The sequence below is a fragment of the Gilliamella sp. B3783 genome (genome assembly GCF_026536125.1).
Taxonomy (GTDB): Bacteria; Pseudomonadota; Gammaproteobacteria; order Enterobacterales; family Orbaceae; genus Gilliamella.
The window spans coordinates 213,124-237,781 of sequence record NZ_JAFNOU010000005.1 but is presented as its reverse complement, the minus strand read 5'-3'; the positions used below and the strand labels follow the sequence as shown (position 1 = coordinate 237,781).

General features: G+C 36.0%; 27 protein-coding genes, 1 pseudogene and 1 riboswitch. Of the genes and pseudogenes, 13 read left to right on the top strand and 15 right to left on the bottom strand.

The genetic code is table 11. From position 1 onward, the window contains the following. The 12 genes from J3U59_RS06990 to thiD all read left to right on the top strand — a co-directional run. The coding region (locus tag J3U59_RS06990) for a LysE family transporter (RefSeq protein WP_267333652.1) at nt 1-499 on the top strand (499 nt) is incomplete at its 5' end. Nucleotides 500-686: 187 nt separating this feature from the next. Next, on the top strand, nt 687-1,649 hold the full coding sequence (gene gutQ, locus J3U59_RS06985) for an arabinose-5-phosphate isomerase GutQ (RefSeq protein ID WP_267333653.1): 963 nt from the start codon (nt 687-689) through the stop codon (nt 1,647-1,649). 186 nt (nt 1,650-1,835) lie between these two features. After that, nucleotides 1,836-2,357, top strand: coding sequence for a shikimate kinase AroK (gene aroK, locus J3U59_RS06980; RefSeq protein ID WP_065634798.1), 522 nt, complete (start codon nt 1,836-1,838; stop codon nt 2,355-2,357). 68 nt (nt 2,358-2,425) lie between these two features. Further along, entirely contained in the window at nt 2,426-3,274 is an 849-nt protein-coding gene (locus J3U59_RS06975; RefSeq protein WP_267333654.1) for an SPOR domain-containing protein, read from the top strand. A 48-nt stretch (nt 3,275-3,322) separates the two neighbouring features. Beyond that, complete coding sequence (locus J3U59_RS06970; protein ID WP_267333655.1) at nt 3,323-4,144, top strand: Dam family site-specific DNA-(adenine-N6)-methyltransferase; 822 nt, start codon at nt 3,323-3,325, stop codon at nt 4,142-4,144. A gap of 37 nt (nt 4,145-4,181) precedes the next feature. Continuing rightward, the gene (gene rpe, locus J3U59_RS06965; protein WP_267333656.1) at nt 4,182-4,859 is read left to right on the top strand and encodes a ribulose-phosphate 3-epimerase; all 678 of its coding nucleotides are present in this window, start codon (nt 4,182-4,184) and stop codon (nt 4,857-4,859) included. Further along, on the top strand, nt 4,852-5,547 hold the full coding sequence (locus tag J3U59_RS06960; protein WP_267333657.1) for a phosphoglycolate phosphatase: 696 nt from the start codon (nt 4,852-4,854) through the stop codon (nt 5,545-5,547). The genes rpe and J3U59_RS06960 overlap by 8 nt, the downstream gene beginning before the upstream one ends. Before the next feature lie 39 nt (nt 5,548-5,586). Further along, on the top strand, nt 5,587-6,582 hold the full coding sequence (trpS, locus tag J3U59_RS06955; protein WP_267333658.1) for a tryptophan--tRNA ligase: 996 nt from the start codon (nt 5,587-5,589) through the stop codon (nt 6,580-6,582). A 76-nt stretch (nt 6,583-6,658) separates the two neighbouring features. Continuing rightward, nucleotides 6,659-8,062 carry a Trk system potassium transporter TrkA gene (trkA, locus tag J3U59_RS06950; protein ID WP_255307739.1) on the top strand — a complete coding sequence of 468 codons (1,404 nt, stop codon included), beginning with the start codon at nt 6,659-6,661 and terminating at the stop codon, nt 8,060-8,062. 39 nt (nt 8,063-8,101) lie between these two features. Next, nucleotides 8,102-8,204, top strand: a riboswitch (TPP riboswitch). 60 nt (nt 8,205-8,264) lie between these two features. Further along, entirely contained in the window at nt 8,265-9,053 is a 789-nt protein-coding gene (gene thiM / locus J3U59_RS06945; protein WP_267333659.1) for a hydroxyethylthiazole kinase, read from the top strand. 9 nt (nt 9,054-9,062) lie between these two features. Further along, nucleotides 9,063-9,704 carry a thiamine phosphate synthase gene (thiE, locus tag J3U59_RS06940; protein WP_267333660.1) on the top strand — a complete coding sequence of 214 codons (642 nt, stop codon included), beginning with the start codon at nt 9,063-9,065 and terminating at the stop codon, nt 9,702-9,704. An 11-nt stretch (nt 9,705-9,715) separates the two neighbouring features. Next, nucleotides 9,716-10,510, top strand: coding sequence for a bifunctional hydroxymethylpyrimidine kinase/phosphomethylpyrimidine kinase (gene thiD / locus J3U59_RS06935; RefSeq protein ID WP_267333661.1), 795 nt, complete (start codon nt 9,716-9,718; stop codon nt 10,508-10,510). A gap of 119 nt (nt 10,511-10,629) precedes the next feature. Here the strand turns inward: thiD and J3U59_RS06930 are convergent, their stop codons facing one another. The 7 genes from J3U59_RS06930 to J3U59_RS06900 all read right to left on the bottom strand — a co-directional run bounded on the left by J3U59_RS06930 (nt 10,630) and on the right by J3U59_RS06900 (nt 15,881). Then, nucleotides 10,630-11,136 (bottom strand): STY0301 family protein, encoded by a 507-nt coding sequence (locus tag J3U59_RS06930; protein ID WP_267333662.1) that lies wholly within the window; start codon nt 11,134-11,136, stop codon nt 10,630-10,632. A 123-nt stretch (nt 11,137-11,259) separates the two neighbouring features. Further along, entirely contained in the window at nt 11,260-11,763 is a 504-nt protein-coding gene (locus J3U59_RS06925; RefSeq protein WP_267333663.1) for an STY0301 family protein, read from the bottom strand. Between the two features lie 318 nt (nt 11,764-12,081). Beyond that, nucleotides 12,082-12,285, bottom strand: a complete 204-nt coding sequence (locus J3U59_RS06920) for a heavy-metal-associated domain-containing protein (protein WP_267333664.1) — start codon at nt 12,283-12,285, stop codon at nt 12,082-12,084. A 258-nt stretch (nt 12,286-12,543) separates the two neighbouring features. After that, the gene (locus tag J3U59_RS06915; protein ID WP_267333665.1) at nt 12,544-12,870 is read right to left on the bottom strand and encodes a hypothetical protein; all 327 of its coding nucleotides are present in this window, start codon (nt 12,868-12,870) and stop codon (nt 12,544-12,546) included. Nucleotides 12,871-13,173: 303 nt separating this feature from the next. After that, complete coding sequence (gene mnmE / locus J3U59_RS06910; RefSeq protein WP_267333666.1) at nt 13,174-14,535, bottom strand: tRNA uridine-5-carboxymethylaminomethyl(34) synthesis GTPase MnmE; 1,362 nt, start codon at nt 14,533-14,535, stop codon at nt 13,174-13,176. A 174-nt stretch (nt 14,536-14,709) separates the two neighbouring features. Beyond that, nucleotides 14,710-15,306 carry a YdcF family protein gene (locus tag J3U59_RS06905; RefSeq protein WP_267333667.1) on the bottom strand — a complete coding sequence of 199 codons (597 nt, stop codon included), beginning with the start codon at nt 15,304-15,306 and terminating at the stop codon, nt 14,710-14,712. Further along, nucleotides 15,300-15,881 carry a DNA-3-methyladenine glycosylase I gene (locus J3U59_RS06900; protein ID WP_267333668.1) on the bottom strand — a complete coding sequence of 194 codons (582 nt, stop codon included), beginning with the start codon at nt 15,879-15,881 and terminating at the stop codon, nt 15,300-15,302. The genes J3U59_RS06905 and J3U59_RS06900 overlap by 7 nt, the downstream gene beginning before the upstream one ends. 240 nt (nt 15,882-16,121) lie before the next feature. On the opposite strand from J3U59_RS06900, the gene J3U59_RS06895 reads away from it, so the two are divergent. After that, nucleotides 16,122-17,471, top strand: coding sequence for an MFS transporter (locus tag J3U59_RS06895; RefSeq protein ID WP_267333669.1), 1,350 nt, complete (start codon nt 16,122-16,124; stop codon nt 17,469-17,471). A 74-nt stretch (nt 17,472-17,545) separates the two neighbouring features. Here the strand turns inward: J3U59_RS06895 and gorA are convergent, their stop codons facing one another. From gorA to ubiB, 8 genes and pseudogenes are all read right to left on the bottom strand, one after another. Further along, nucleotides 17,546-18,898, bottom strand: a complete 1,353-nt coding sequence (gene gorA / locus J3U59_RS06890; RefSeq protein WP_267333670.1) for a glutathione-disulfide reductase — start codon at nt 18,896-18,898, stop codon at nt 17,546-17,548. Between the two features lie 252 nt (nt 18,899-19,150). Further along, the gene (locus J3U59_RS06885; protein WP_267333671.1) at nt 19,151-19,636 is read right to left on the bottom strand and encodes a hypothetical protein; all 486 of its coding nucleotides are present in this window, start codon (nt 19,634-19,636) and stop codon (nt 19,151-19,153) included. Then, nucleotides 19,626-20,117 (bottom strand): hypothetical protein, encoded by a 492-nt coding sequence (locus J3U59_RS06880; protein ID WP_267333672.1) that lies wholly within the window; start codon nt 20,115-20,117, stop codon nt 19,626-19,628. Before J3U59_RS06880 ends, J3U59_RS06885 begins: the two co-directional genes overlap by 11 nt. Nucleotides 20,118-20,232: 115 nt before the next feature. Then, a complete protein-coding gene (gene hldE, locus J3U59_RS06875) occupies nt 20,233-21,657 on the bottom strand; it encodes a bifunctional D-glycero-beta-D-manno-heptose-7-phosphate kinase/D-glycero-beta-D-manno-heptose 1-phosphate adenylyltransferase HldE (protein WP_267333673.1) in 1,425 nt (474 codons plus the stop codon). Nucleotides 21,658-21,703: 46 nt separating this feature from the next. Further along, a complete protein-coding gene (tatC, locus tag J3U59_RS06870; protein WP_267333674.1) occupies nt 21,704-22,474 on the bottom strand; it encodes a twin-arginine translocase subunit TatC in 771 nt (256 codons plus the stop codon). A 44-nt stretch (nt 22,475-22,518) separates the two neighbouring features. Next, nucleotides 22,519-22,812: pseudogene (gene tatB / locus J3U59_RS06865) on the bottom strand (Sec-independent protein translocase protein TatB); the annotation flags it as partial. A 3-nt stretch (nt 22,813-22,815) separates the two neighbouring features. After that, the gene (gene tatA, locus J3U59_RS06860) at nt 22,816-23,031 is read right to left on the bottom strand and encodes a twin-arginine translocase TatA/TatE family subunit (protein WP_416379585.1); all 216 of its coding nucleotides are present in this window, start codon (nt 23,029-23,031) and stop codon (nt 22,816-22,818) included. A gap of 69 nt (nt 23,032-23,100) precedes the next feature. Next, entirely contained in the window at nt 23,101-24,642 is a 1,542-nt protein-coding gene (gene ubiB / locus J3U59_RS06855) for a ubiquinone biosynthesis regulatory protein kinase UbiB (protein WP_267333676.1), read from the bottom strand. Nucleotides 24,643-24,658 lie beyond the last annotated feature (16 nt).

Sequence of the window (24,658 nt, the reverse complement as noted above, 5' to 3'; positions counted from 1 at the left end):
GTGTTTGGGAGTCATCACTGCAATATTAATCCATATGAGTTATTGTGTAGCCGGTGTGGCAGTACTGATTGCTGCTACGCCATTATTGTATAATGTATTACGCTATGCGGGCGCCGCTTACTTATTATGGCTTGGCATTAAAGCATTACTTGCTAAACAGACCAATACTACTTATGTCAGTCAACAATTAATTGACAAACAAATGTCCGCTAAATCCGCGTTTATGCAAGGGTTGTTGTGTAACTTGCTTAATCCTAAAGCAACGTTATTTTTTCTAGCTATTTTTACCCAAGTATTAAATGCTAACTCGTCAACCACCGACAAATTGCTAGTTGCATTTATCATTTGGATAGAAGCCGTATTATGGTGGCCTTTTGTGGTTTTCATCTTTCAAACACAAGCAGTTCAACGACACTATTTTAAAATGCAATTAATTATCGATAAATTATTGGGGGTAATTTTAATCACATTGGGCATAAAAGTAGCTTTTGGGTTATAAATTATTATGTATTGATGTTTAAAGGCTTGAAATACCACAAATGCTTTAATGTCATACCTTTCTTTTTTGAATATTCAATCGTTAATTGATAAAATATCAGTAATCTGACTTTTTATAATCATCTTACGTTGTTATTACCGATTATAACTTCATTTTATTCATATTAAATGCGTTAGGCTTGTTGAAAATGGACAAATTATTACAATATGGTCGTGAGCTACTTGAATTAGAACTTTACGAAGCTCAAAAACTACCGAACCGACTCGGACAAGATTTTATTAAAGCTTGTCAGCTGATTTTAACAACAAAAGGCAAAGTTGTTGTGTCAGGTATTGGGAAATCTGGGCATATTGGTAAAAAAATTGCGGCTTCACTTGCCAGCACTGGTAGCCCAGCTTTTTTCATGCATCCTTCCGAAGCACTACATGGTGATCTAGGTATGGTGACCGAAAATGATGTTGTTATCTTAATTTCTTATTCTGGTCGGGCAAAAGAATTTAATTTTATTATCCCTATCCTTACAGCAATGAATGTGCCTATTATTGCAATTACAGGTGGGTTAGATTCACCATTAGCTAAATCTGCTCAGGCTGTGCTTGATATTTCAATTGAAAAAGAGGCCTGCCCTATGGGACTTGCACCGACTTCGAGTTCGACCAATACCTTATTAATGGGCGATGCGCTTGCTATAGCGGTTATGCGTGCTCGAGGTTTTAAAGAAGAAGATTTTGCACGCTCTCATCCTGCGGGGAGTTTAGGCGCTAAATTACTTAATCATGTTAAAGATGTTATGCGACAGGGCGATTCAATTCCAAAAGTACCACAAACGGCAACCGTATTGGATGCTATGTTAGAATTAAGCCGAACTGGCGTGGGTTTAGTTGCAATCTGCAAAAATAATAATAAAATTGTTGGCGTATTTACTGATGGGGATTTACGCCGTTTATTACTCAAAAATGGAACATTGCAAGACAGCATTACAGACGTGATGACCAGCCCAGGATATCAAATCCCCGAAAATTGGAAAGCAGTAGAGGCTTTAAAATCATTTAATGACCACAATATTACAGCTGCACCCGTTGTAAATACCGAAGGTGAATTAGTCGGTGCGTTAAATATTCATGATTTACACCAAGCAGGAATAAGCTAGAAAACTATTACAAATACTTATTGCAAAAAGGTACTATCTATTGAGATAATTACCGACCTAAATTTTTGTCGTTAGACGGAGATCCAAGAAAAGTTACACAGTTAATGAAGTAAATGATTCAATCAGTCATGAACATTAACATTGTGTTGTATATTTTAACCAAAATTAATAGATGATGAAACTACAATGGCAGAAAAGCGAAATATCTTTCTAATTGGCCCAATGGGGGCTGGAAAAAGCACTATAGGCCGACAAATTGCACAACAGTTGGGCATGGAATTTTTCGACTCAGATCAAGAGATTGAAAAACGTACTGGTGCTGATATTGCATGGATTTTTGATTTAGAGGGTGAAGACGGATTCAGAGCCAGAGAAGAAAAAGTTATTAATGAATTAACTGAAAAACAAGGTGTAGTATTAGCTACCGGCGGTGGTTCAGTATTATCAAAAGAGACCCGTAATCGATTATCAGCACGTGGCATTGTTGTTTATTTAGAAACAACTATTGAAAAACAAATGGCAAGGACGCAAAAAGACAAACGTCGTCCATTATTACAAGGTGGTAATACTCCAAGAGAACTTTATGAAGAATTAGCAGGTGAACGTGAACCTCTTTATGAAGAAATTGCGGATATTACTATTAAAACAGATGAACAAAGTGCCAAAGGTGTTGCGGGTTATATCATTGAAAAAATAGAGCAAATTTAAGCCATTTATTTAAATAATAATGGTTAGTCATAAAGCATTAAACCTTTTGGATAGGTTAAGGAGCAAGTATGCGTGTAGATAGAGATGACCGTTATATAACAGAACAACCTAGTAAGGACGCTAAGCCCTCGTTGACATTGCCAAGTTTTTTACAAGATTTTCCAAGAAAAAAATTAATTATTCTTGGTTTGGCAATCGTTATTATTCTGTTATTACTTAGTTTAATTATCTTTCGATCTTCTTCACGTAAAAATGAGCCGACGCTTGTAACGCCTCCTGAAGTGAATAGTGTAAGTTCAGCTGATGCCAATACTACGCCTGTCACTGACGGACTAAACAGTCCAGCGACAAATGCAATGCCAACAGAAAGTGCTGGCGTTGCAACCCAGACACCAACTGAAAATGCGTTAAATCAAACAAATACGCAACAACAACTGGATATTCCTAGCGATACAGGTAGCGACTTAGCGAACACATATACGCCAACTGCTCCTTCAGTTAATCGTGATATAACAACGTCAACAAATAGAACGACAACAATTAATGACATTAACGGTAGAACCCATGTTTCACACCAAACAGATAGTCATAATCGAAAATCAACTAATAGAAAAGACGAAAAAACCAATACCGCTAAAAATGCCAAGATAGGAAACGATCGTTATACAATTCAGCTTAGTGCTTCTAAATCGGCTGAAGGTCTAAGAAAACTTGTAAAACAAAATAATATTACTGATTATCATATTTATGAAACTAAACATAAAAATGGTACGTGGTTCATTTTAATCAAAGGCAATTATTCATCAAGAGATGAAGCTCATAAAGCGATGAAATCTTTACCAGCAGCACTCCAAAAAGATAAACCATGGGTTAAATCTGGAGCCGCTATTAACAAAGAAAAAATTGCAAACAACTAAAGGATATCGTTCATTTATCCGACTACAAAGAAAAACTAGGAGTAACCGTTGAAAAAGCAACGAGCCTTTTTAAAATGGGCAGGAGGAAAATATGAGCTTGTGGACACAATTAGGCGATATCTCCCTGAAGGCGATCAATTAATTGAACCTTTTGTTGGTGCTGGATCAGTATTTTTAAATACACATTATAAAAGCTATATTTTAGCTGACATCAATCATGATCTGATTGCATTATTTAACTTGTTAAAATCCAGCCCAGATCAATTTATTAATGATCTTAAATTATTATTTACTCATCAGAATAACCAGTCTGATGCCTTTTATCAACTGCGTGATGTATTTAATCATAGTAAAGATCAATATATACGTTCACTATTATTTGTTTATTTAAATCGACATGGTTATAACGGCTTATGCCGTTATAATAATAGTGGTTTTTTTAATGTACCATTTGGTCGTTACAAAACTATCTATTTTCCAGAAAGAGAACTCTATTTTTTTGCTAAAAAAGCTCAAAATGCCCAATTTATTTGTGCTCCTTATTATGAAGTAATGAAAAAAGCTAAACAAAATTCCGTAATTTATTGTGACCCTCCTTACCTTTCAGCGGGTGATTCGGCGGGTTTTACAGCCTATTATTCGAATAATTTTGGCTTTGAAGAACATAAAAAGTTATCGCAACTTGCTGAAAATATCGCCTATCAAAATGATATTCCGGTTCTTGTATCTAATCATGATACTTCTTATACAAGAAGCTTATATAAAAAAGCACGTCATCTTTATCGGGCCGAAATGCGTCGTTCGATTAGCTGTGCTGGTGAAGGGCGAAAAAAAATTGACGAGATTTTAGCACTATATCAAAAATCTTAAACGACAGGGATGAGCTTTTAGCACAAGAGGTTTTATCATGAAAGAATTTATTATAGCCCCATCAATATTATCTGCTGACTTTGCTCGGCTTGGTGAGGATACTCAAAAAGTACTTGATGCAGGAGCAGATGTTGTTCATTTTGATGTAATGGACAATCACTTTGTTCCCAATCTTACCATGGGCAGTATGTTTTGTAAGGCTCTGCGCGATTTTGGTATAACAGCACCGATAGATGTCCATTTAATGGTTACCCCTGTTGAGGAGCTGATTATTTCATTTGCTAAAGCAGGTGCAACGAATATTTCTATTCATCCAGAAGCGACTATCCACTTAGATCGTTCTTTACAATTAATCAAAGATCATGGCTGCACAGCGGGTATTGTGCTTAATCCTGCTACACCTTTAAACTACTTAGATTATGTGATGGATAAAGTCGATATTATTTTAGTAATGGGCGTAAATCCTGGTTTTGGTGGGCAATCATTTATTCCATCAACATTGAAAAAACTACAACAAGTAAGAGAGCGTATTAATCAATCTAAACAAAATATTCGTTTAGAAATTGATGGTGGTGTAAAAGTTGATAACATTGCCGAAATTGCTAAAGCTGGTGCAGATATGTTTGTTGCAGGTTCAGCAATATTTAGTCAACCAGATTATAAAACAGTGATTGATGCAATGCGTAAAGCGCTATCAGGAGTAACTCATGCCTAAACTCGACGATATTCAAGCCATCGCCTTTGATCTGGATGGAACACTTGTGGATAGTGTTCCTGGACTTGCGCTTGCAGCCCAGCATATGCTTGCCGATTTAAAATTAAATACGATAACCAATGAACAGGTTAAAAACTTTGTAGGTAATGGCATTGATGTGATGTTAGAACGCATATTTAAAGCTATCAATGTCCAACCTTCCAATGAAATGTTTTCACAAGCCAAGGCACTCTTTAATCGACATTATGATAAGGTTATGGATGTAGAAACTAAGTTATTTCCACACGTCAAACAAACCTTAAAAGCATTACATGACAACCACTATCCACTTGCTTTAGTCACCAATAAACCTGCACAATTTTTGCCTGATTTACTGACTTCTTTAGGGATAAAAGAATACTTTTCGTTAGTCTTAGGGGGTGGTGATGTGATCAAATTAAAACCTCATCCAGCTGGACTTTATCAAGTGATGGCGACCTTTGGTCTATTTAGTGATCAATTATTATTTGTGGGTGATTCTCAAAATGACATTATGGCAGCTAAAAATGCACATTGCCCTACTGTAGCATTAAGCTATGGTTATAATTATGGAATATCGATTGCAACAAGTGATCCCGATTTCTTATTTGATGATTTTAAAGATATATTAACGTTATTACCTCATCCCAAAGCTGATGCAAAAAAATAATTAGCAAAAAACAGAGCATAAATAAATTAGGAATAAATTATGAGTAAACCGATTGTATTTAGTGGTGCACAACCTTCAGGAGAACTAACACTTGGCAACTATTTAGGTGCTTTAAAAAATTGGGTTGCGCTACAAAACGAATATGACTGCATTTACTGTATTGTCAATCAACATGCGATAACCGTAAGACAAGATCCACAAAAATTACGCAAAGCAACGCTAGATACAATGGCATTATATTTGGCATGCGGAATCGATCCACAAAAGAGCACTATATTTGTACAATCTCATGTTCCTGCCCATGCAGAATTAGGCTGGGCGTTAAACTGCTATACCTATTTTGGTGAACTTAGCCGCATGACGCAATTTAAGGATAAATCATCACGTCATTCAGAAAACATCAACGCAGGTCTATTTGATTATCCTGTACTTATGGCTGCTGATATTTTGCTATATCAAGCCAATTTAGTACCGGTTGGCGATGATCAGAAACAACACCTTGAGCTAACACGTGATATTGCTATGCGATTTAATGCACTTTATGGTGATGTTTTTACTGTACCAGAGCCATTTATTGCTAAAGTTGGTGCAAGAGTGATGTCATTACAAGAACCAACCAAAAAAATGTCTAAATCTGATGAAAACCGCAATAACGTGATCGGCCTACTTGAAAATCCAAAAGATGTGGAGAAAAAGATCAAACGTGCGATGACCGATTCTGACGAGCCACCAGTAGTTCGCTATGACTTAAAAAATAAAGTCGGCGTTTCTAATTTATTAGATATTTTAACTGGCGTTACAGGTAAACCGGTAGCAGAGCTTGAAAAAGAGTTTGAAGGAAAGATGTATGGTCATTTGAAAACGGAAGTAGCAACGCAAGTGATCGATATGTTAGCAACATTACAAGCCCGTTATCATGAGTATCGCAACGATGAAAATTATCTATTTTCTATTATGCGTGAAGGCGCTGAAAAAGCGCGCGCTAAAGCCGAGCCGACCTTGAAAAAAGTATACGATGTAATCGGTTTTGTTTAATAGCGAGTCGAATAAATAGCACGAATTAAGGGTAAACTTAAACAATATTAATTGACATAAGTACGCTTGTCATAAGATGGCAAGCGTAGTAAAGTCATTTAACGATGATAGGTCTGTTATGAAAATTATTATTCTAGGTGCAGGACAAACCGGCAGTGCATTAGCTGAGTATCTGGTTACCGAAAAACAAAACGATGTTACTGTCGTTGATGAAGATCATGACAAACTGCAATCACTACAAGAACGCTTTGATTTACAAGTTATTTTAGGAAAATCTTCATACCCTCAGGTATTAGAAAGCGCCGGTGCCGAATCCGCTGATATGCTTGTTGCTGTAACCAATTCTGATGAAGTTAATATGATGGCCTGTCAAATTGGTCATGTCATGTTTAAAATACCGCAAAAAGTTGCCCGTATTCGAGCACCTGAATATAACGACGAAAAATATCCCTTCTTTAACAAAGATTGTATTAATATTGACCACATCATCGCACCCGAAAATTTAATCACTAATCATGTCAGCCGGTTAGTACAATATCCAGGCGCTTTACAATTTGCCTCTTTTTATGATAATCGTGTCTGTCTGGTTGCAGTCACTGCTTATTATGGCGGTGCATTAGTGGGCAGTGAATTATCTGAACTAAAAGAGCATTTACCGCATGTAGAAGCTCGAGTGGTTGCGATATATCGAAAAAATCGTTTTATTCGCCCAATCGGTTCAACCTTAATTGAAGCGGGTGATATGGTCTATTTTATTACCCCTCCGGTGAACATAAAAGCCGTAACAAGTGAATTACAACGCTTAGAAAAGCCCTATAAACGTATCATTATTAGTGGCGGAGGCGGTGTTGCTGTCGCTCTAGCCAAACGCTTAGAAAACGATTATCAAGTAAAGTTAATTGAACGTAATGCTCAACGAGCTGAGTTTATTGCTGAACAGTTGGTCAATACAACCGTATTACATGGCGAATCTTCAGACCAAGAACTCCTCTCACAAGAACAGGTAGAATTAACCGATCTCTTTATCGCTGTCACCAGTGATGATGAATCTAACATTATGTCATCAATGCTGGCTAAACGAATGGGCGCTAAAAAAGTGATTGTTTTGATTCAACGGCAAGCTTACCTAGAATTGATCAATGATAGTGTGATTGATATTGCTATTTCACCACAGCATGCCACAATCTCTGAGCTTTTAAGCCATGTAAGACAAACGGGTATCGTCAAAGTCGTTTCACTCAGACAAGGGGAATCCGAAATTATTGAAGTTGTGGCGAAAGGCAATAGTGATACATCAAAACTTGTTGGTAAAAATATCAATGGATTAAAATTACCTTCAGCTGCAACAATTGGTGCAGTAGTACGAGGTGAAGATGTGATTATTGTTAATACTGATTTAACTATTGAAGATAATGACCACTTAATCATCTTTTTACCTGATAGAAAAGCCATAACCGATATTGAAAGATTATTACAATAATCTTGTTTAAAACTGATACTCAGTTCATAATACACAAATTGTTTTGACTCGGGGTGTTTTTTGTTTGATACAAAAAACTGAGATTTTACCCGTTGAACCTGATCTGGATTATACCAGCGTAGGGAAGTCTAAGCCGTTAACCTTCTGATTGGCAAATTCTTCCTAACCTGTTATAAGTTGTATTAATCGTTAAGGAAAGAATATGTCAGAGATAAAAACCTTTCAGGCTGAGCACGCCACACCATTTATTCACCTTGTTAAGCAGCAACGCCCATTAGTGCATTGCATCACCAATGAGGTCGTGCAAAATTTTACCGCCAATATCTTACTGGCAATTGGTGCATCGCCAGCGATGATTATTGCCAAACAAGAAGTGAAATCATTTGTCGATATTGCCAATAGCTTATTAATCAATATTGGAACACTGCATAGCAATATTGCTGAAAGTATGCTGTTAGCTGCCGAACAAGCCCAACAAAGCCGAACACGCTGGGTGCTTGATCCGGTTGCCGTTGGACCTGCCTTAGCTTATCGCACTGATATCGCTCAACAATTATTAAAATACCAACCTACAGCGATTCGGGGTAATGCCTCTGAAATTTTAGCGCTAAATGGCGAACATTCTTCTTCTAAAGGTACCGATAGCCAAGATTCGACAACGGTTGCATTAACGGCAGCTCAACAATTGGCTCGTCGTTATCAAACCATTGTCGCCATGACAGGCGATATTGACTATATCACTGACGGCGAGAACACCTATCGCATTGCGGGTGGAGATATTGCATTAACGTCTGTTACCGGTACAGGTTGTTCATTATCCGCGATGGTTGCTGCGTTTATTGCTTGTGGTGCTGATAGTTTAGCTGCCACAGCCAGTGCTTGTTATATGATGAAAAAAGCTGGTGAGCGAGCCAATAAACAGCAAGGACTAGGCAGTTTTGCTGTGTCGCTTATCGATCAGCTTTCACTTTTTGTTGATGGTTCAAAATAGGGCAAGCAGATGAAAAAACAACTCGATTTAACCCTCTATTTAGTGCTCGATCCGCAATTGTGTGGCGGTATTCAAGGTATGCTTAATACCACCAAAATTGCCATCGAAAATGGTGTAACTACCGTACAATTAAGATCAGAACAAGAACTATCAGGTAAAGATTGGTATCATGCAGCTATGCAGCTCAAACACCTTTTAAAAGACACACCAGTACCGCTACTTATTAATGATCATGTCGATATCGCATTAGCGATAGACGCTGACGGCGTACATATTGGACAGCGTGATCTACCTGTTGCCGTTACTCGTCAATTAATCGGTGCAAATAAATGGCTCGGCTTTTCTGTTAGTAATCAACAACAACTTGATGCCGTTGAATGGCAATTGGTTGATTATTTGGGTATTGGGCCAATCTTCCCAACTTCAACCAAAAAAGATGCGGCCTCCGCCATAGGTACTGCACAATTAGCTGAACTTGTGAAACTCAAACAGTGTCCTGCGGTTGCCATTGGCGGAATTGGTTTATCCAATGTCACTGAGGTCATAAAAACTGGTATTGAAGGTGTCGCAGTAGTATCCGCTATTTGTGGTCAAGCAGATATTGCTAATGCCAGTCAATCGCTACTGACCAAAATTCAACAAGCAAGATAGGAAATCAAAGAATGACAACAGTTGCATTAACCATTGCCGGCTCCGATCCTAGCGGTGGCGCGGGTATACAAGCAGATTTGAAAACCTTTTCGGCGTTAGGTGCTTATGGCATGTCAGTGATCACCGCATTAACCGCACAAAGCACGCAAGGCGTCGATGCTGTTTTACCTGTCTCGCCTGAATTTGTAGAAGCCCAATTTAATACTCTGTATCAGGATATCAATATTGATAGTGTAAAAATGGGCATGTTAATGAATAAAGAGATTGTGACAGTGGTTCATCATCTCTTAAAAAAACATCCGATTGCCAACATCGTACTTGATACTGTCATGGTGGCTAAAGGCGGTCATCCACTACTGAAATCTGATGCGGTGAATGCAATCCGTGAATTACTCTTACCATTAGCCACCGTTATCACCCCGAATCTACCAGAAGCGGCTGCCCTGCTCGATTGTCAAGAAGCCCAAAATGAGGACGAAATGCAGGCACAAGGACATGCCTTGCTAAAATTAGGTTGTAAAGCGGTATTAATCAAAGGTGGGCATTTACTTAGTCAAGAAAGCCCAGATTATTTAATTACTCCAAACCAAACAATTAGAATGGTATCGCCTCGTATCCAAACTAAAAATACGCATGGTACAGGATGCACTTTATCAGCTGCAATTACCGCATTATTACCGCAACACAGCTTGCCAGATGCCATTCAACAAGCAAAGAACTACTTACAAGGTGCAATTAGTCATGCCGATGATTTATCGATTGGCAAAGGAATTGGTCCAACCCACCATTTTTATCAATGGTGGTAAAAGCTAGCGAGCAAAATAATGGATTACTTGATGCTTGATTACCCGTTATTAGGGAAAATCATGACAGTTTGAGAGTTGAACGGGTGTGGGATTGCCAAGCTTTGCAATCCCACATAGGATTATTTAACATCTTCGGCTTTATTTGTACTGCAATAAAGTGTATTTTCATGAGATACGTTATTGCCGTATTTATCCTCAGAATAAAAAATCCAACAGCTTTTCATCGATGAGTCAATTTTTTGCACCAATTTAACCCTACTTCCAGAGTAGTCACAACGAACATAAAAGTTCTCATTAGGTTTAAATTGTTCAACCTCCCAGATAAACTGATATTTTTTAACGCCATTCTTTTTACTTAGCAAACGTTGATGGGGTCTTTGTATCGCCGCCGGATCGTCTAGATAAACATTAATACCCCAAAAGTCCTGTGAAAGGATAGTCTTATCGATATCAGAAGCATCAGCATATTTGCTCTTACCAATCAGGTCCCAACCTTCTGGCATGTTTACCATTTTTTCTCGAACATCGATCGATTTTGGGCAATCAATTTGGTAAGCATTGACGGTAAAAACCATTGCAAACCCGACAATGATTGTAACGATCGCATTTAACGTTTTTCCTTGCATATTGTTCATCCTTTTAAAATTTTTAGGCACATAATCAATTATTTTAGCCTAATTGAGTGAAAATCATGATGAAATAGAGTGTTAAACTAGGGGGATTGCAATGACTAGCGATCCCACATAACATTAATGATTATCACCCCTTTTATTGGTACTGCAATAAAGTGTGTGTTCACTATTTATCTCATTACCAAGCTCATCTAAAGAGACGTCAGTCCAGCAGCTTTTCATCGATGTATCAATTTTTTTTACTAATACAACCTCACTGTTATAATAGAAACATGAAGCATAATAACGATCAGTATCTTCAGGTCGTAAACTTACGTCCCATTCATTGCGATATTTCTTAAAACCTTTCTTGTTATTCAGCACATAATCCTCAGATTTTTGTACCACTAAAGGCTCTCCCAAAAAAACACCTACACCGGTAGATTTATGTGAAATGTTTTTCACAAAACCACTATTCCAAAATTCTTCCCTATCAGCTGCCCCCCATCCGTCTGACATGTTTTCAACTTTTTCTTTAACATCAATCGATTTTGGACAATCAATTTGGTAAGCATTGACGGTAAAAACCATTGCAAACCCAACAATGATTGTAACGATCGCATTTAACGTTTTTCCTTGCATATTGATTATCCTTTTAAGCATTGCAGGTAAATAACATTTTGAAATATTGAATATTTACGGCAATTATGGCGAAAATATCGACTTAGTCAAGTAGATTTAATCATTGATAATTGCATCTATCATTATCATGATTTTGAGTGGGGTTTTATTGAGATTGCTTTAAGTGAAATACATTGCAACCATGAATAGTCAACAAAAATATAGCAGAAAACAAAAAAGGGATTTTAGCGAAAATCCCCTTTTAATTTGACTTAATATTTTGCCACATGCTACACAGTAAAATCACCGGATAGTTATCTACCATTAAACTGATTAAAATTAATATGAAATACCCACAAACTCATAACCGGCTTCATTGACTGCTGCAATTGCTGCTTCTTGCGAAATGCTACCCCCCTCAATATCAACTTCATGTTTGGCTAAATCAACCGTCACCTTAGCTTTGGGATCGATATCGTTAATCGCCTTAGTAATGGCTTTAACACAATGCTGACAACTCATATTATCGACTATTAATTTCATGATAAACCTCTCTAATCAATCTGATAAAATCTATTATTGAATAAAAATTCAATTAACATCATTTAAACGTTACACAAAGAACCATTCTTTTAAATAATTGTTTTCGGTTGTACCTATATAGCATTATATATAACTAATTTTTAATAAGTTCAAGCTGAGTTTTATTAATAACTTTGTATAGCTAAAGAAGGCAATATTTTTTATTATTTAATGTAACTTTATCAAAGGAAAGAACATAATCAATATTTTGCTCTAGAGTCATAGTTTTACCACGAATACAAAAAGAGTAACGTTCATACCAGACGGTTGACCATAAACGCCAATTTTTATTATTTGACCAGCAGGTAAGTAAACTTGATTAGCTTTATTTTTGCCTTTCACCTTTATGTTCATTCCCAAATTTTTTACTTTTGGTCTATTTGTTGTTTTACCTTCAGTATATAGATAACCAAAATTAGGTTTTATTATATCAAAATTGATAATACTAAAATGATACCAACTATCATAATCCCCTACAAGCATAACCCTTGCCCTTGGTTCATTAGCACTTGGCTCTACATATTGGATAACTTTTTTATAGTCCATAAGGCTACAACCAGTTAATTAAATTAGTATAATTAAAAGAAAAATTTGACTAAATAGTTTTTCATAAATCATCCAACTTATACAGTAATCGCATTACACGCATACTAGATTATTTCTATTCTATACAAAGTTATTATAATTACGTTTCTTCTAGTTAGAATCTAATGTTAATACAACAAACTATCCTTGTTATATTGATAATATTCACCTCTTTTGAGCATTAAATCTTATATTTCAAATACAGCCCAGTTTAATTTATACAGTGAAAATTATGGCAATAATTAGAATAATTATCGATTTATGTTATTTTCCAATACAAAACGAACTAAATATCCGTCCAAGTAAATCATCCGAAGTAAATTGACCCGTTATTTCACTTAAAGCTTCTTGTGCTAACCTTAATTCTTCAGCTAATAGTTCACCTGCATGAAATGTCGTGAGTTGGTACTTACCGTTATTTAAATGTTCAGCGGCTTTTTCTAGTGCCTGTAAATGGCGACGACGGGCTAAAAATCCACTTTCTGTGCTACTGGTATAGCCCATGGCTTGTTTAAGATGTTCACGTAATAGTTCAATACCCTCACCTGTCCGTGCAGAAAGTTGAATCAGTGAGTAGCCATTTACTTCACTAAGACCAAGTCGTTCACCCGTAAGATCAGCTTTATTACGGATAACTGTCATCGGTATATTCTTAGGTAAACGTTCAATAAACTCAGGCCATAATTTTTCTGGGTTGGTTTCGGTTGTTGTAGTACTATCAACCATAAATAGTACGCGATCAGCTTGGTTTATTTCTTGCCAAGCCCGTTCAATACCAATACGTTCGACTTCGTCACTGGCTTCACGTAGCCCTGCTGTGTCAATAATATGCAATGGCATGCCATCAATATGAATATGTTCACGTAACACATCACGGGTAGTGCCGGCGATATCAGTAACAATAGCCGCATCGCGCCCTGCTAATGCATTAAGTAAGCTCGATTTACCAGCATTGGGGCGCCCTGCTATGACAACTTTCATACCATCACGTAATAACGAACCTTGCTTCGCCTCTTGTCTGACTTCATTTAACCGAATAATCACTTCATTAAGCTGAGTTTCAATTTTGCCATCAGATAAAAAGTCTATTTCTTCTTCGGGAAAATCGATGGCAGCTTCAGTAAAAATCCTTAAATGAATTAACGATTCAACCAATGCATTAACTTTTTGTGAAAATACCCCTTGTAATGATGAAATTGCCGATTTTGCAGCTTGCTCAGAACTGGCATCAATCAAATCGGCTATCGCTTCCGCTTGTGCCAGATCCAATTTATCATTCATAAAAGCACGTTCGGAAAATTCACCAGGTCTTGCTATACGCACGTCAGCAATTTCTAAAATACGTTTCAACAGTAGATCTAAAATAACGGGTCCACCGTGGCCTTGAAGTTCAAGTACATCTTCACCAGTAAATGAATGTGGATTGGGGAAGAATAAAGCAATGCCTTCATCTAACGTTGTCCCGTCAGAAGCTAAAAAAGGTAGATAGTGCGCATATCGTGGCTTAGGTAAAATGCCTAAAACTGCTTTGGCAACCTCTTGAGCTTTAGGGCCAGAAATACGCAATATACCAACCCCACCACGACCAGGCGGTGTTGCTTGTGCAACAATTGTATCTGATTTCATATTGTTCTTTTTTCTAAAAAATTAAAAAGCAATGTGTTCATCATACCATGTACACATTGCAAATACAGTATTTGTCGAGTGTTTACCGTTAGCAAACTAGCAAAATCATTGTTCGGTCATCAACAAATTATTGATAAATTAATTAGTTTGGGAGTATGCAGCATGACCATTTTTTTATGGTTGTGACTGTCTTGGATCGTTGGGATGATCGAAGAGCCATGAATTAAGTAATGCCAGTGGTTCTCGGATCAATGCTAAATATCTATCAACGTTGTCATAACTTAAATGACTTGATAAACCAGATACATCTTCGATACCAAATCGTTTAGCTAACATTATAGAGCGTAATAGATGAAAATCGTTAGTCGCAATTACGGTTTTACTTGGTGGTAAAATATTAAGTACATTATGTATTTGTTCCACTGTACGTAGTGATTTATCTTCAATATAGATTCTTGATAAATCAATGCCTTTATTGAGCAAATAACGAGCCATCACACTGGCTTCTGTAGCTGACTCATCTTGACCTTTACCACCACAAACGATGACTTTAGTTTCGGTATTATCGTTTAAATAATTTACTGCCGAATCTAAGCGAACTTGTAAACTGGGTGATGCTTCTGCTGGGTTACCAACTACTTGAGCGCCTAAGACAATCAACACATCAGCGTGACTCTCAGGTTTTTTAAGTGCATAAAGATAAATAACAATATTACAAATAATGAAATATGTTAAAACAACCAATACACCATATTTAATAAATTTTAGCATTTAGATTCACACCCTTTTTTATAACAGTATTGAAAATGGTCATTAACCAATCCCATCGATTGCATAAAAGCGTAACAGATCGTCGAACCAACAAAACTAAAGCCTCTTTTTTTTAACGCTTTAGACATTTTATCTGATATATCAGTAGTAATAGGAACTTCGCTTATATCGTTGAAATGATTAATGATTGGTTTGCCACCCACAAATGACCAAATAAATTGTGAAAAATCTTCACCATTATTTTGCATTGCAAGATAAGCTTTAGCATTTTTTATAATACTATTAAGTTTTAATTTATTTCGAATTAATCCCTTATTTGTAAGTAATTTATCGATATCTTGCGCTGTTAATTGAATAATCTTTTTAGGATCAAAATTAAAAAAACAGCGACGATATTCATCACGTTTTTTTAGTACGGTAATCCAAGATAAGCCTGCTTGCTGACCTTCCAAACAAATTTTTTCAAATAATTTAAGACTATCGTATTGTGCAATACCCCACTCATTATCATGATAGTCAATATACAACGAATCATTTGAAACCCAACTACAACGTGTTATTTCATTATTTTTCATCAAGTTATTACCTAATAAATGAATTTTTTTAATATTCATTTAAAAAAAACATTATACATAATTTAGCTATAGTAAATTATAAATCAAATAGTCGGTTTTATAACATCCATTAAATTTTTTTATGATAAAAAAAAACACATTTTTTTGTGGCAAAATGAGCGCTTTATATTTAGTTTTAATCAAAAAAAGTATATTTTTTTATTATCTATCTTAATTTAACAATAATTATAAGGTCTTTTCATGAGTCAATCTGAAATCAATGCGCAGTGGCAACCCAATGCCCGGCCATTAAACAGTAAGGATTTAAAAACATTAGTTTTATCCTCTTTAGGGGGAACGTTAGAATTTTATGACTTTGTTATCTATGCGCTATATATTGATACCATTGTCAAACCACTCTTTTTACCCCACACTTTATCGCCATTGACGTTAGATCTTTTCGCATGGGGTATCTTCGCTGCTGGTTATTTGGTAAGGCCTGTTGGTGGCATTATTATGGCGCACTTTGGCGATAAAGTAGGACGTAAAAAAATGTTCACTTTAAGTGTCGCAATGATGGCATTACCGACATTTATCATTGGTGTTTTACCTACTTATGAAATGATAGGCATTTTTGCACCATTATTGCTATTAGTGATGCGTATGCTGCAAGGCGCAGCTATTGGTGGTGAAATGCCAGGTGCATGGGTGTTTATTGCCGAACATGTGCCAAAACAGCGCTATGGTTTAGGTGTCGGCACATTAACATCAGGCATTACGGGTGGAATTATGCTTGGCTTTATTGTCACTATCATTATCGATCTTTATTTTACCAAAGAAAATATTTTAGATTATGCTTGGCGAATTCCATTTATTATTGGCGGTATTTTTGGTGTGATCTCAGTTTATTTACGTCGATTTCTTTCAGAAACACCAATTTTTAAAGAATTAGCTGCACGGAAAGCTATTGAAAAAAATATCCCTGTTGTTACTGTATTAAAAAAACATAAAACAGCTTGTATCATTGTTGCACTGTTAACATGGTCATTATCAACTGCAATTATGGTTGGAATATTAATCACGCCAGGACGAATTGTTGGTGGAATGTACCACTTTGCCAATCTTGATTGGCGCATTGGTGGCTGTATTGCGGCTTTGACACTAACAATAGGCTGTGTTATTTCTGGTTGGCTTGATGATAAATTAGGAACAAGTAAAACAGTCGTAATAACCTGGGGCGGACTTGCGATTGCCAGTATCATTTTCTATAGTTCACTGACTGCTGATATGTCGTTAGCAAAACTGTACTGCCTTTGGGCGATATTTGGACTATTTATTGGTTCAATTGCCATGACGCCAATTATTGGTACCAGAACATTTCCACCAGCTATTCGTTATTCGGGTTTATCGTTTTCCTACAATTTGGCATATGCATTATTTAGTGCCATCACACCAACGTTGACCATTTATTTATTAAGTCCTGACCATTTATTAGGTGAATATAGTTATTTAGGTGCAGGCATTTATATTTCGTTTGTCGCACTAATTGCGGTTGCCGTAGGTTTTTACCCTTTGGCTCAAAAAGGCTGGCAAAACGAAGCAGATCAGTAATCATTTTAGTAAAAAAAAGCAGATCAAACCGATCTGCTTTTTCATTAAGTTGTCACTTTAAAATTTGAATAGTATTATCGCATTGTTACAAATTCTTCAGCCGCAGTTGGATGAATAGCAACAGTGTTATCAAAATCTTTTTTGGTTGCACCCATTTTAAGCGCCACAGCAAAACCTTGCAGCATTTCGTCCATACCATAACCCATACCATGAATTCCGACAATTTTTTCGTCTTTACCAACACACACTAACTTCATTCGGCATGGTTGGCGATGCGTTGTGACCGCAGTATACATTGCAGTAAAAGTTGAGGTATATACTTTTACATTTTGCTCACCAAATTGCGCAATGGCTTCAGGTTCAGTTAAACCAACCGTACCTATTGCTGGATGAGTAAATACAACTGTTGGAATATTAGTATAGTCTAAATGTTCATCCACTTTATTATTAAATAATCGTTCAGATAAGCGGCGTCCAGCTGCAACGGCAACAGGTGTTAGAGCGATAGCACCTGTATCATCGCCAACAGAATAAATACCAGGAACATTGGTATTTTGATATTTGTCGACCATAACAAAGCCATTATCATTAGTTTTTACCCCTGCTGCGGATAAGTTTAGATCGTTGGTTGCTGGTTCTCGACCAATTGCCCAAATCACACAATCAACAGTATAACTTTCGCCATTTTCTAACGTTAATGTTAATGAATTATCACTATTTTTAGTAACAGACTGAGGAATAGCAAACGTATGCAAAGTTTGGCCTTCTGTCTTAATAACCTCCATTAATGTCTCAACAATAAGTGGATCAAAAGAACGTAATGGTGTCGCTTTACGAATAAATTGATGAGTTTGTGCGCCTAATGAATGTAATACACTGGCAATTTCACAAGCTATATAACCCGCACCCACAACTGCAACACGCTTTGGTAATGCTTTCAATGCAAAAAAGCCATCAGAAGTAATACCATACTGCGCACCAGGAATGTTAGGTATAGTTGGTTTACCACCAACTGCAATTAAAATATGATCCGCGCTATAACATTCACCATTTACTTCAACCGTATGTGAATCAATAAATTTAGCATATCCTTGAATCACATCTACCTTATTTTTACGTAGCACGTTATCATAAGATTGATGAATACGATCAATATAAGCGCTTCGACTTGAGATTAATTTGTCCCAATTAAATTGATTTATCGTTGTATCAAATCCATAATCTGGACCATAATGTTTTATTGCTTCGGCAATTTGCGCACCATACCACATCACCTTTTTAGGTACACAACCAACATTAACGCAAGTACCACCTAATAATTTTGCTTCAATAATTGCGCATTTTTTTCCGTATGACGCCGCTCTGTTAACTGACGCAATACCGCCACTACCACCACCGATGGCAATATAATCATAATGTTTCGTCATTCAATATCCTTAATATTCGTTGTCTTCATTTAGCTATAGCTTTGCACAAACGAGATAATAAAAAAAGTATTAAATTTAAAATTTAATGATAGTTATTAACGATTAATCATTAATCGTTGGTTAATCGTTATAATAAAATTAAAACCGGCAAAATTGAAAATATGAATGAATTTAGTGGAATAACAATGAAGGAGATAGTTATATCTCGCTTCATTTAATTTTGATTGAATATCAAGTCGCTAATTAACTTGATTATTTGCTACATTTATCTTTAACTTTAACTTTAACTGGCTGAGATGTTTTTTTATCAAGAATTTCCAGATTACAGTATCCACCTTCTATCTTGAAATTAATTTTATAGTTTTTTCCTTCTTCTGCCATAAATTGTTTAGTTTCAGCGTAACAATATTCACTATTTGCAACATCATAATTGCTTGCTATGGAAACAAACTTATTAGCAGGTACCTTCGCGCTTAATTCAGGATTTATTTTAGCCAAAATAAAAATACTGCTTTCTGGATAATAATATCCTATTTCATTAAAATCATTACATTTATTATCTTCAGGATTGTCAATATTTAGACTGAAGTGCACTGGTGGAATGGTTCCACCACCGAAATCAGCCGAAAATTCTAAATTCGGATCATTTTCTTTTCCAATATACTTGTAATCTGATGTTGAAACACTACAGCCTGAAATCAAAAATAAAATAGATAAAAAGATTAGTTTACTTTTCATTCGCTACCCCTTTATCTGATTGAATATTGAGAAACCTATCTAATAACTCATTTATTTTTTTGTCTGTATTAGTAAAACTTGATGAGCTAAGTGTTAAAAAGCCTCCCTCAACAATATGACTATATTTTATGGAACCTACCGAATATCCTTCATTATCATCAAGTTGAACGTACATGATGGATAGATAAGTTGGTATTTCGATTGCTCTTCTAATATCATAGCTTAAAGTATAAGAACATTCTGTTAATTTATCTTTAGTGGTAAGTTTGTTACTTATTTTCAATTCATTAAGCTTATTAGCAATAATTTGACCTGCTTTATCATATGAACTAAGAGTATTAACACTTCGATAAACACAAACATTATTTAAATTAATATTATTTGGAACAGGTTTTATATCTACTGATGGTCCCTTAGTTGAAAAGCCACACCCCATTAAAGAAGTTGATAATAGAGTTAAAATAATGAGATTCTTTTTCATTGAATAAATTCTTGTATAATTAAATTTATTAGTCACATGTTCATATAATAACCAATAACATCGATTATGTAAAATAAAACAATTAATTTTGTAAATTTATTGTTAAGAACCATATTTAACGACTTTTAATCTTGTTAATAATATTTGTCGTTGAACAACCATCTTCAAAATTAAGTACTTTGACAATGCCGCCAGCATCAATCACCTCTTTGCCACCGGCGATGTCTTCCGGTTTATAATCACCACCTTTAACTAATACATCAGGTAATATATTAGCGATCAGTCGTTGTGGTGTTTGTTCTTCAAATGGTACCACCCAATCAACTGAATCAAGCGCACCTAAAACAATCATACGTTGCATAAGTGGGTTAATCGGTCTTGATTCACCTTTCAATTGTTTTACCGATGCATCGCTATTTACAGCGACAATTAATCGATCTCCCAATTTTCGAGCATTGGCTAGATAAGAAACATGACCGGCATGCAAAATATCAAAGCAACCATTGGTCATGACAATTTTTTCACCGCGTTGTCTCGCTTTTTTAACTTCTTCTTTTAGCTCATCTTCCGTCATTACACCAAAACCATTATCTTTTCGAGCACGAATAGCATTTTCAAGCTCAACTTGTGATACTGTAGAAGTACCTAATTTGCCTACAACCACACCCGCTGCTGCATTGGCTAAATAACAGCTATCTTCGAGTGATTGACCTGATGCTAAAGCCGCGGCTAATGTGGCTATCACAGTATCACCCGCGCCAGTAACGTCAAAGACTTCTTTAGCTTGTGTCGGTAAATGATAAGTTGGTTTATCTAACTGTAATAGTGTCATGCCTTTTTCACTACGCGTAACAAGTAATGCTTTAAGTTGATATTTTTTGATAAGTGCAAGCCCTTTTTCGACAATTTCTTGCTCACTATCACACTGCCCTACCACTGCTTCAAATTCTGACATATTTGGCGTCAGTAACGTTGCGCCGCGGTAACGCTCAAAGTCAGTTCCTTTAGGATCAACCAAAATAGGAACATTAGCCTGATTAGCAAGATCAATCATCTTTTGTACGGACGATAACGCGCCTTTTGCATAATCAGATAAAACTAATACTTTATGTGTAGTTAATGCAGTTTGTATACGCTCTAAAATTGGGCTAGCATCAACTTTATCAAATCCTTCTTCAAAATCGATTCGAATTAATTGTTGATTACGCGAAAGTACTCTTAATTTAGTTATGGTTGGATGAGTAGAAACAGCAACAAAATCACAATGAACATGATGTTTGCTTAATTCTTCATCGAGAATTTTAGCAGCTTCATCAATTCCTGTTAAGCCAATTAAACGAACATTGCCACTTAATGAAGTGATATTCATTGCTACATTGGCAGCGCCACCTGGCCGCTCTTCTAATGCATCAATTTTAACCACAGGTACAGGCGCTTCAGGCGATATACGATTGGTTCCACCATACCAATAGCGATCTAACATGATATCACCAACAACTAGTACATTGGCTTGACTAAAATCAGGTAATGAAGTTTTCATTATCAATAATTATCCTTTACTTATCATTTATATTTTATATAACGACTTATTCAGTTTTATTTGATTCGCTATCATCTTCATTGTCTTTAATATCTGCGGTTCTTGGGCGATAAAACCTCGCAAAAAAAGTACCAATTTCAAACAATAAACAGATAGGAATCGCTAAAAGAATTTGTGAAAATACATCAGGTGGGGTCACAAACATAGCGACAGCAAATACACCAACAATAATATATGGGCGTTTTTTTCTTAAATTTTTTGGAGTGGTAACACCTGTCCAACAGAGCAATATAATAGCCACAGGCACTTCAAATGCAAAACCAAATACGATAAAAAGTGTCATGACAAAATCAAGATACTTCGTAATATCAGTATTAATTGCAACATCAACTGGTGCAGTGTGAATAAAAAAGTAAAATGCTAATGGAAACACCACAAAATAAGCAAAAGCGATCCCCATATAAAAAAGTACAGTACTTGATACGATCAGTGGCATAACCAAACGTTTTTCATGCTGATAGAGGGCTGGAGCAATAAATCCCCAAACTTGGTAAAGTACATAGGGAATCGAAATAAAAATAGCGACTATAGCGGTGAGTTTAATTGGGGTAAAAAAAGGAGCTGCGATATCGGTCGCAATCATACTGCTGCCTTGCGGTAATTGGCTAATTAAAGGATTAGCTACAATATGATAGATATCATTTGAGAAATAGAGTAAACAAATTAATACCAGTAAAATACAGATAATACAGCGTAAAAGTCGAGTCCGAAGCTCGATTAGATGTCCAATTAACGGTTGTGTAGCGTCTTCTGTCATGATTTATCTTTATCAGAATGAGTTTGAGTATCAATGTGAGCGGCTGAATCAATTTCTTTTTGTAATGATTCGGTAACGCGTTTTAAATCGTCAATTGAAGCTTGAATCTCGGGAGTGAGCGTTTTTAAGCCACTTTGTTCAGCTTTTTTTAAACTGTCTTGTAACTCTTGTAATTTAAGTTCTTTATTTAACTCTAATTGTACAGTCGCTGACATGCGACGAAGTACTTTGATCCAGCTAGCAACGGTTTTAATTGCCACAGGCAAGCGCTCGGGACCTAATACAACCAGCCCAAGAATCATTACTAATAGTAATTGCCCAAAGCTAATATCAAACACAGGCTACTCTTTTTTGTTAGTATTATTATCGGAAGAATCAAGATTTTCAACTTGTTGTGAATCATTACGATCTTTTTTGTCATCATCGTCATTCATCGCTTTTTTAAAGCCTTTGATAGACGCACCAAGATCCGATCCTAATGAACGTAATTTTTTAGTTCCAAATAATAATACAACAACAGCAATCAATATTAATAGTTGGGGTAAACTTGGCATCATGATAACTTTCTCCAACAAGCTTAGGTAAACAAATTATACACTTAATTTATACGATTTTAAAATAACATGCTAATGAATGATCAGCGCCATTATACATAATAGGCTGATAACAACCGTGAACCCCAAAAGATAAGATTCGCGCTTTTTACTCTGTTTTATCTCTTGCTGGATTTGCATTAATTGTTGGTTCAACTGCTTTGTCATGCGCGCATTATCATTTAATTTTACAGGTAAGTCAGGCAAAATTGAGCGCCATTGCGGTAATGCTGTCCAAAATTGTTGTAATATTTTTTTAGCGCTATACTTATCTTCATACCATTTTTCTAAAAATGGTTTAGCGGTTTGCCATAAATCGAGTTCGGGATAGAGCTGACGTCCTAATCCTTCTATGTAAAATAACGTTTTTTCAAGTAGAGCTAATTGAGGTTGAATATCCATATTAAATTGACGGGCTACTTGAAATAATTGTAGTAAAATTTGTGAAAAAGAGATCGCTGACAATGGTTTAGCAAAAGCAGGCTCGCAAACATTACGCATTGCCATTTCAAGAGCAGTTGCGTCAGTTGTTTCAGGCACCCAACCCGAAGCAATATAAGTTTCAGCAATTTTTCGATAATCCCGATTAAAAAAAGCAAGAAAGTTTTCAGCAAGATAACGTTGATCATCTTCACTTAGTACGCCGACAATAGCACAATCAATGCCGATGTATCTTGGATTTTGTACATCAGTAATATCCACAAAGATATTACCGGGATGCATATCTGCATGAAAAAAATTATCACGAAACACTTGGGTAAAAAATGCTTGAACACCTCGTTCAGCCAGTAATTTCATATTAACTTTTTTATGCTTGAGTTGTTCAATATCGGCTATTGGAACACCTCTAATTCGCTCTTCAACCAATATGTTTTTTCGACATAGATCTTGGTAGACATACGGTATATACAAAATATCACTATTGATGAAATTATCACGTAATCTAGCTGTATTATAAGCTTCTTGCTGTAAATCTAACTCTTTTAATAAGGTACTTTCGTAATCGCGTACAATCTCTAAAGCGCGTAATTTTTCACCCGATTTAACGCGTTTAGTCAACTGATTAGCGGCCCAATACATTAGGTCAATATCGGAGCGAATTACCGGTAGAATATTTGGACGTAATACTTTTATTATTATCTCAGCTTGGCTGCGCTTTAATATCGCTGTATGCACTTGAGCAATAGATGCGGATGCTAGCGGTTTTTCATCAAAATTAGAAAAATAGTAATCTAGAGGTTGTTCTAATGCGCTTTCAATTAGTTGTTTAGCAATTTTCCCATCAAAAGGGTCGACTTGATCTTGTAATTTAGCCAGCGCATCTGCAATATGTATAGGTAATACATCGCGCCTAGTTGAAATCATCTGTCCAAATTTAATCCAAACTGGACCTAACTCTTGCAAAGCTTGACGTAGCCTTTCCCCTATTTCTTGGTGTTTTGCTTTGGGGCGGATCCAAAATAAACACTTTGACAAAAATTTAGGCCATCTTACTGAATGGTGTTTTGGCAATAATTCATCTAATCGATATGCACGAAATACTGCCAATATTTTATAAAGTCGAAAAAATGTCATAATCGTTGTCGCATGT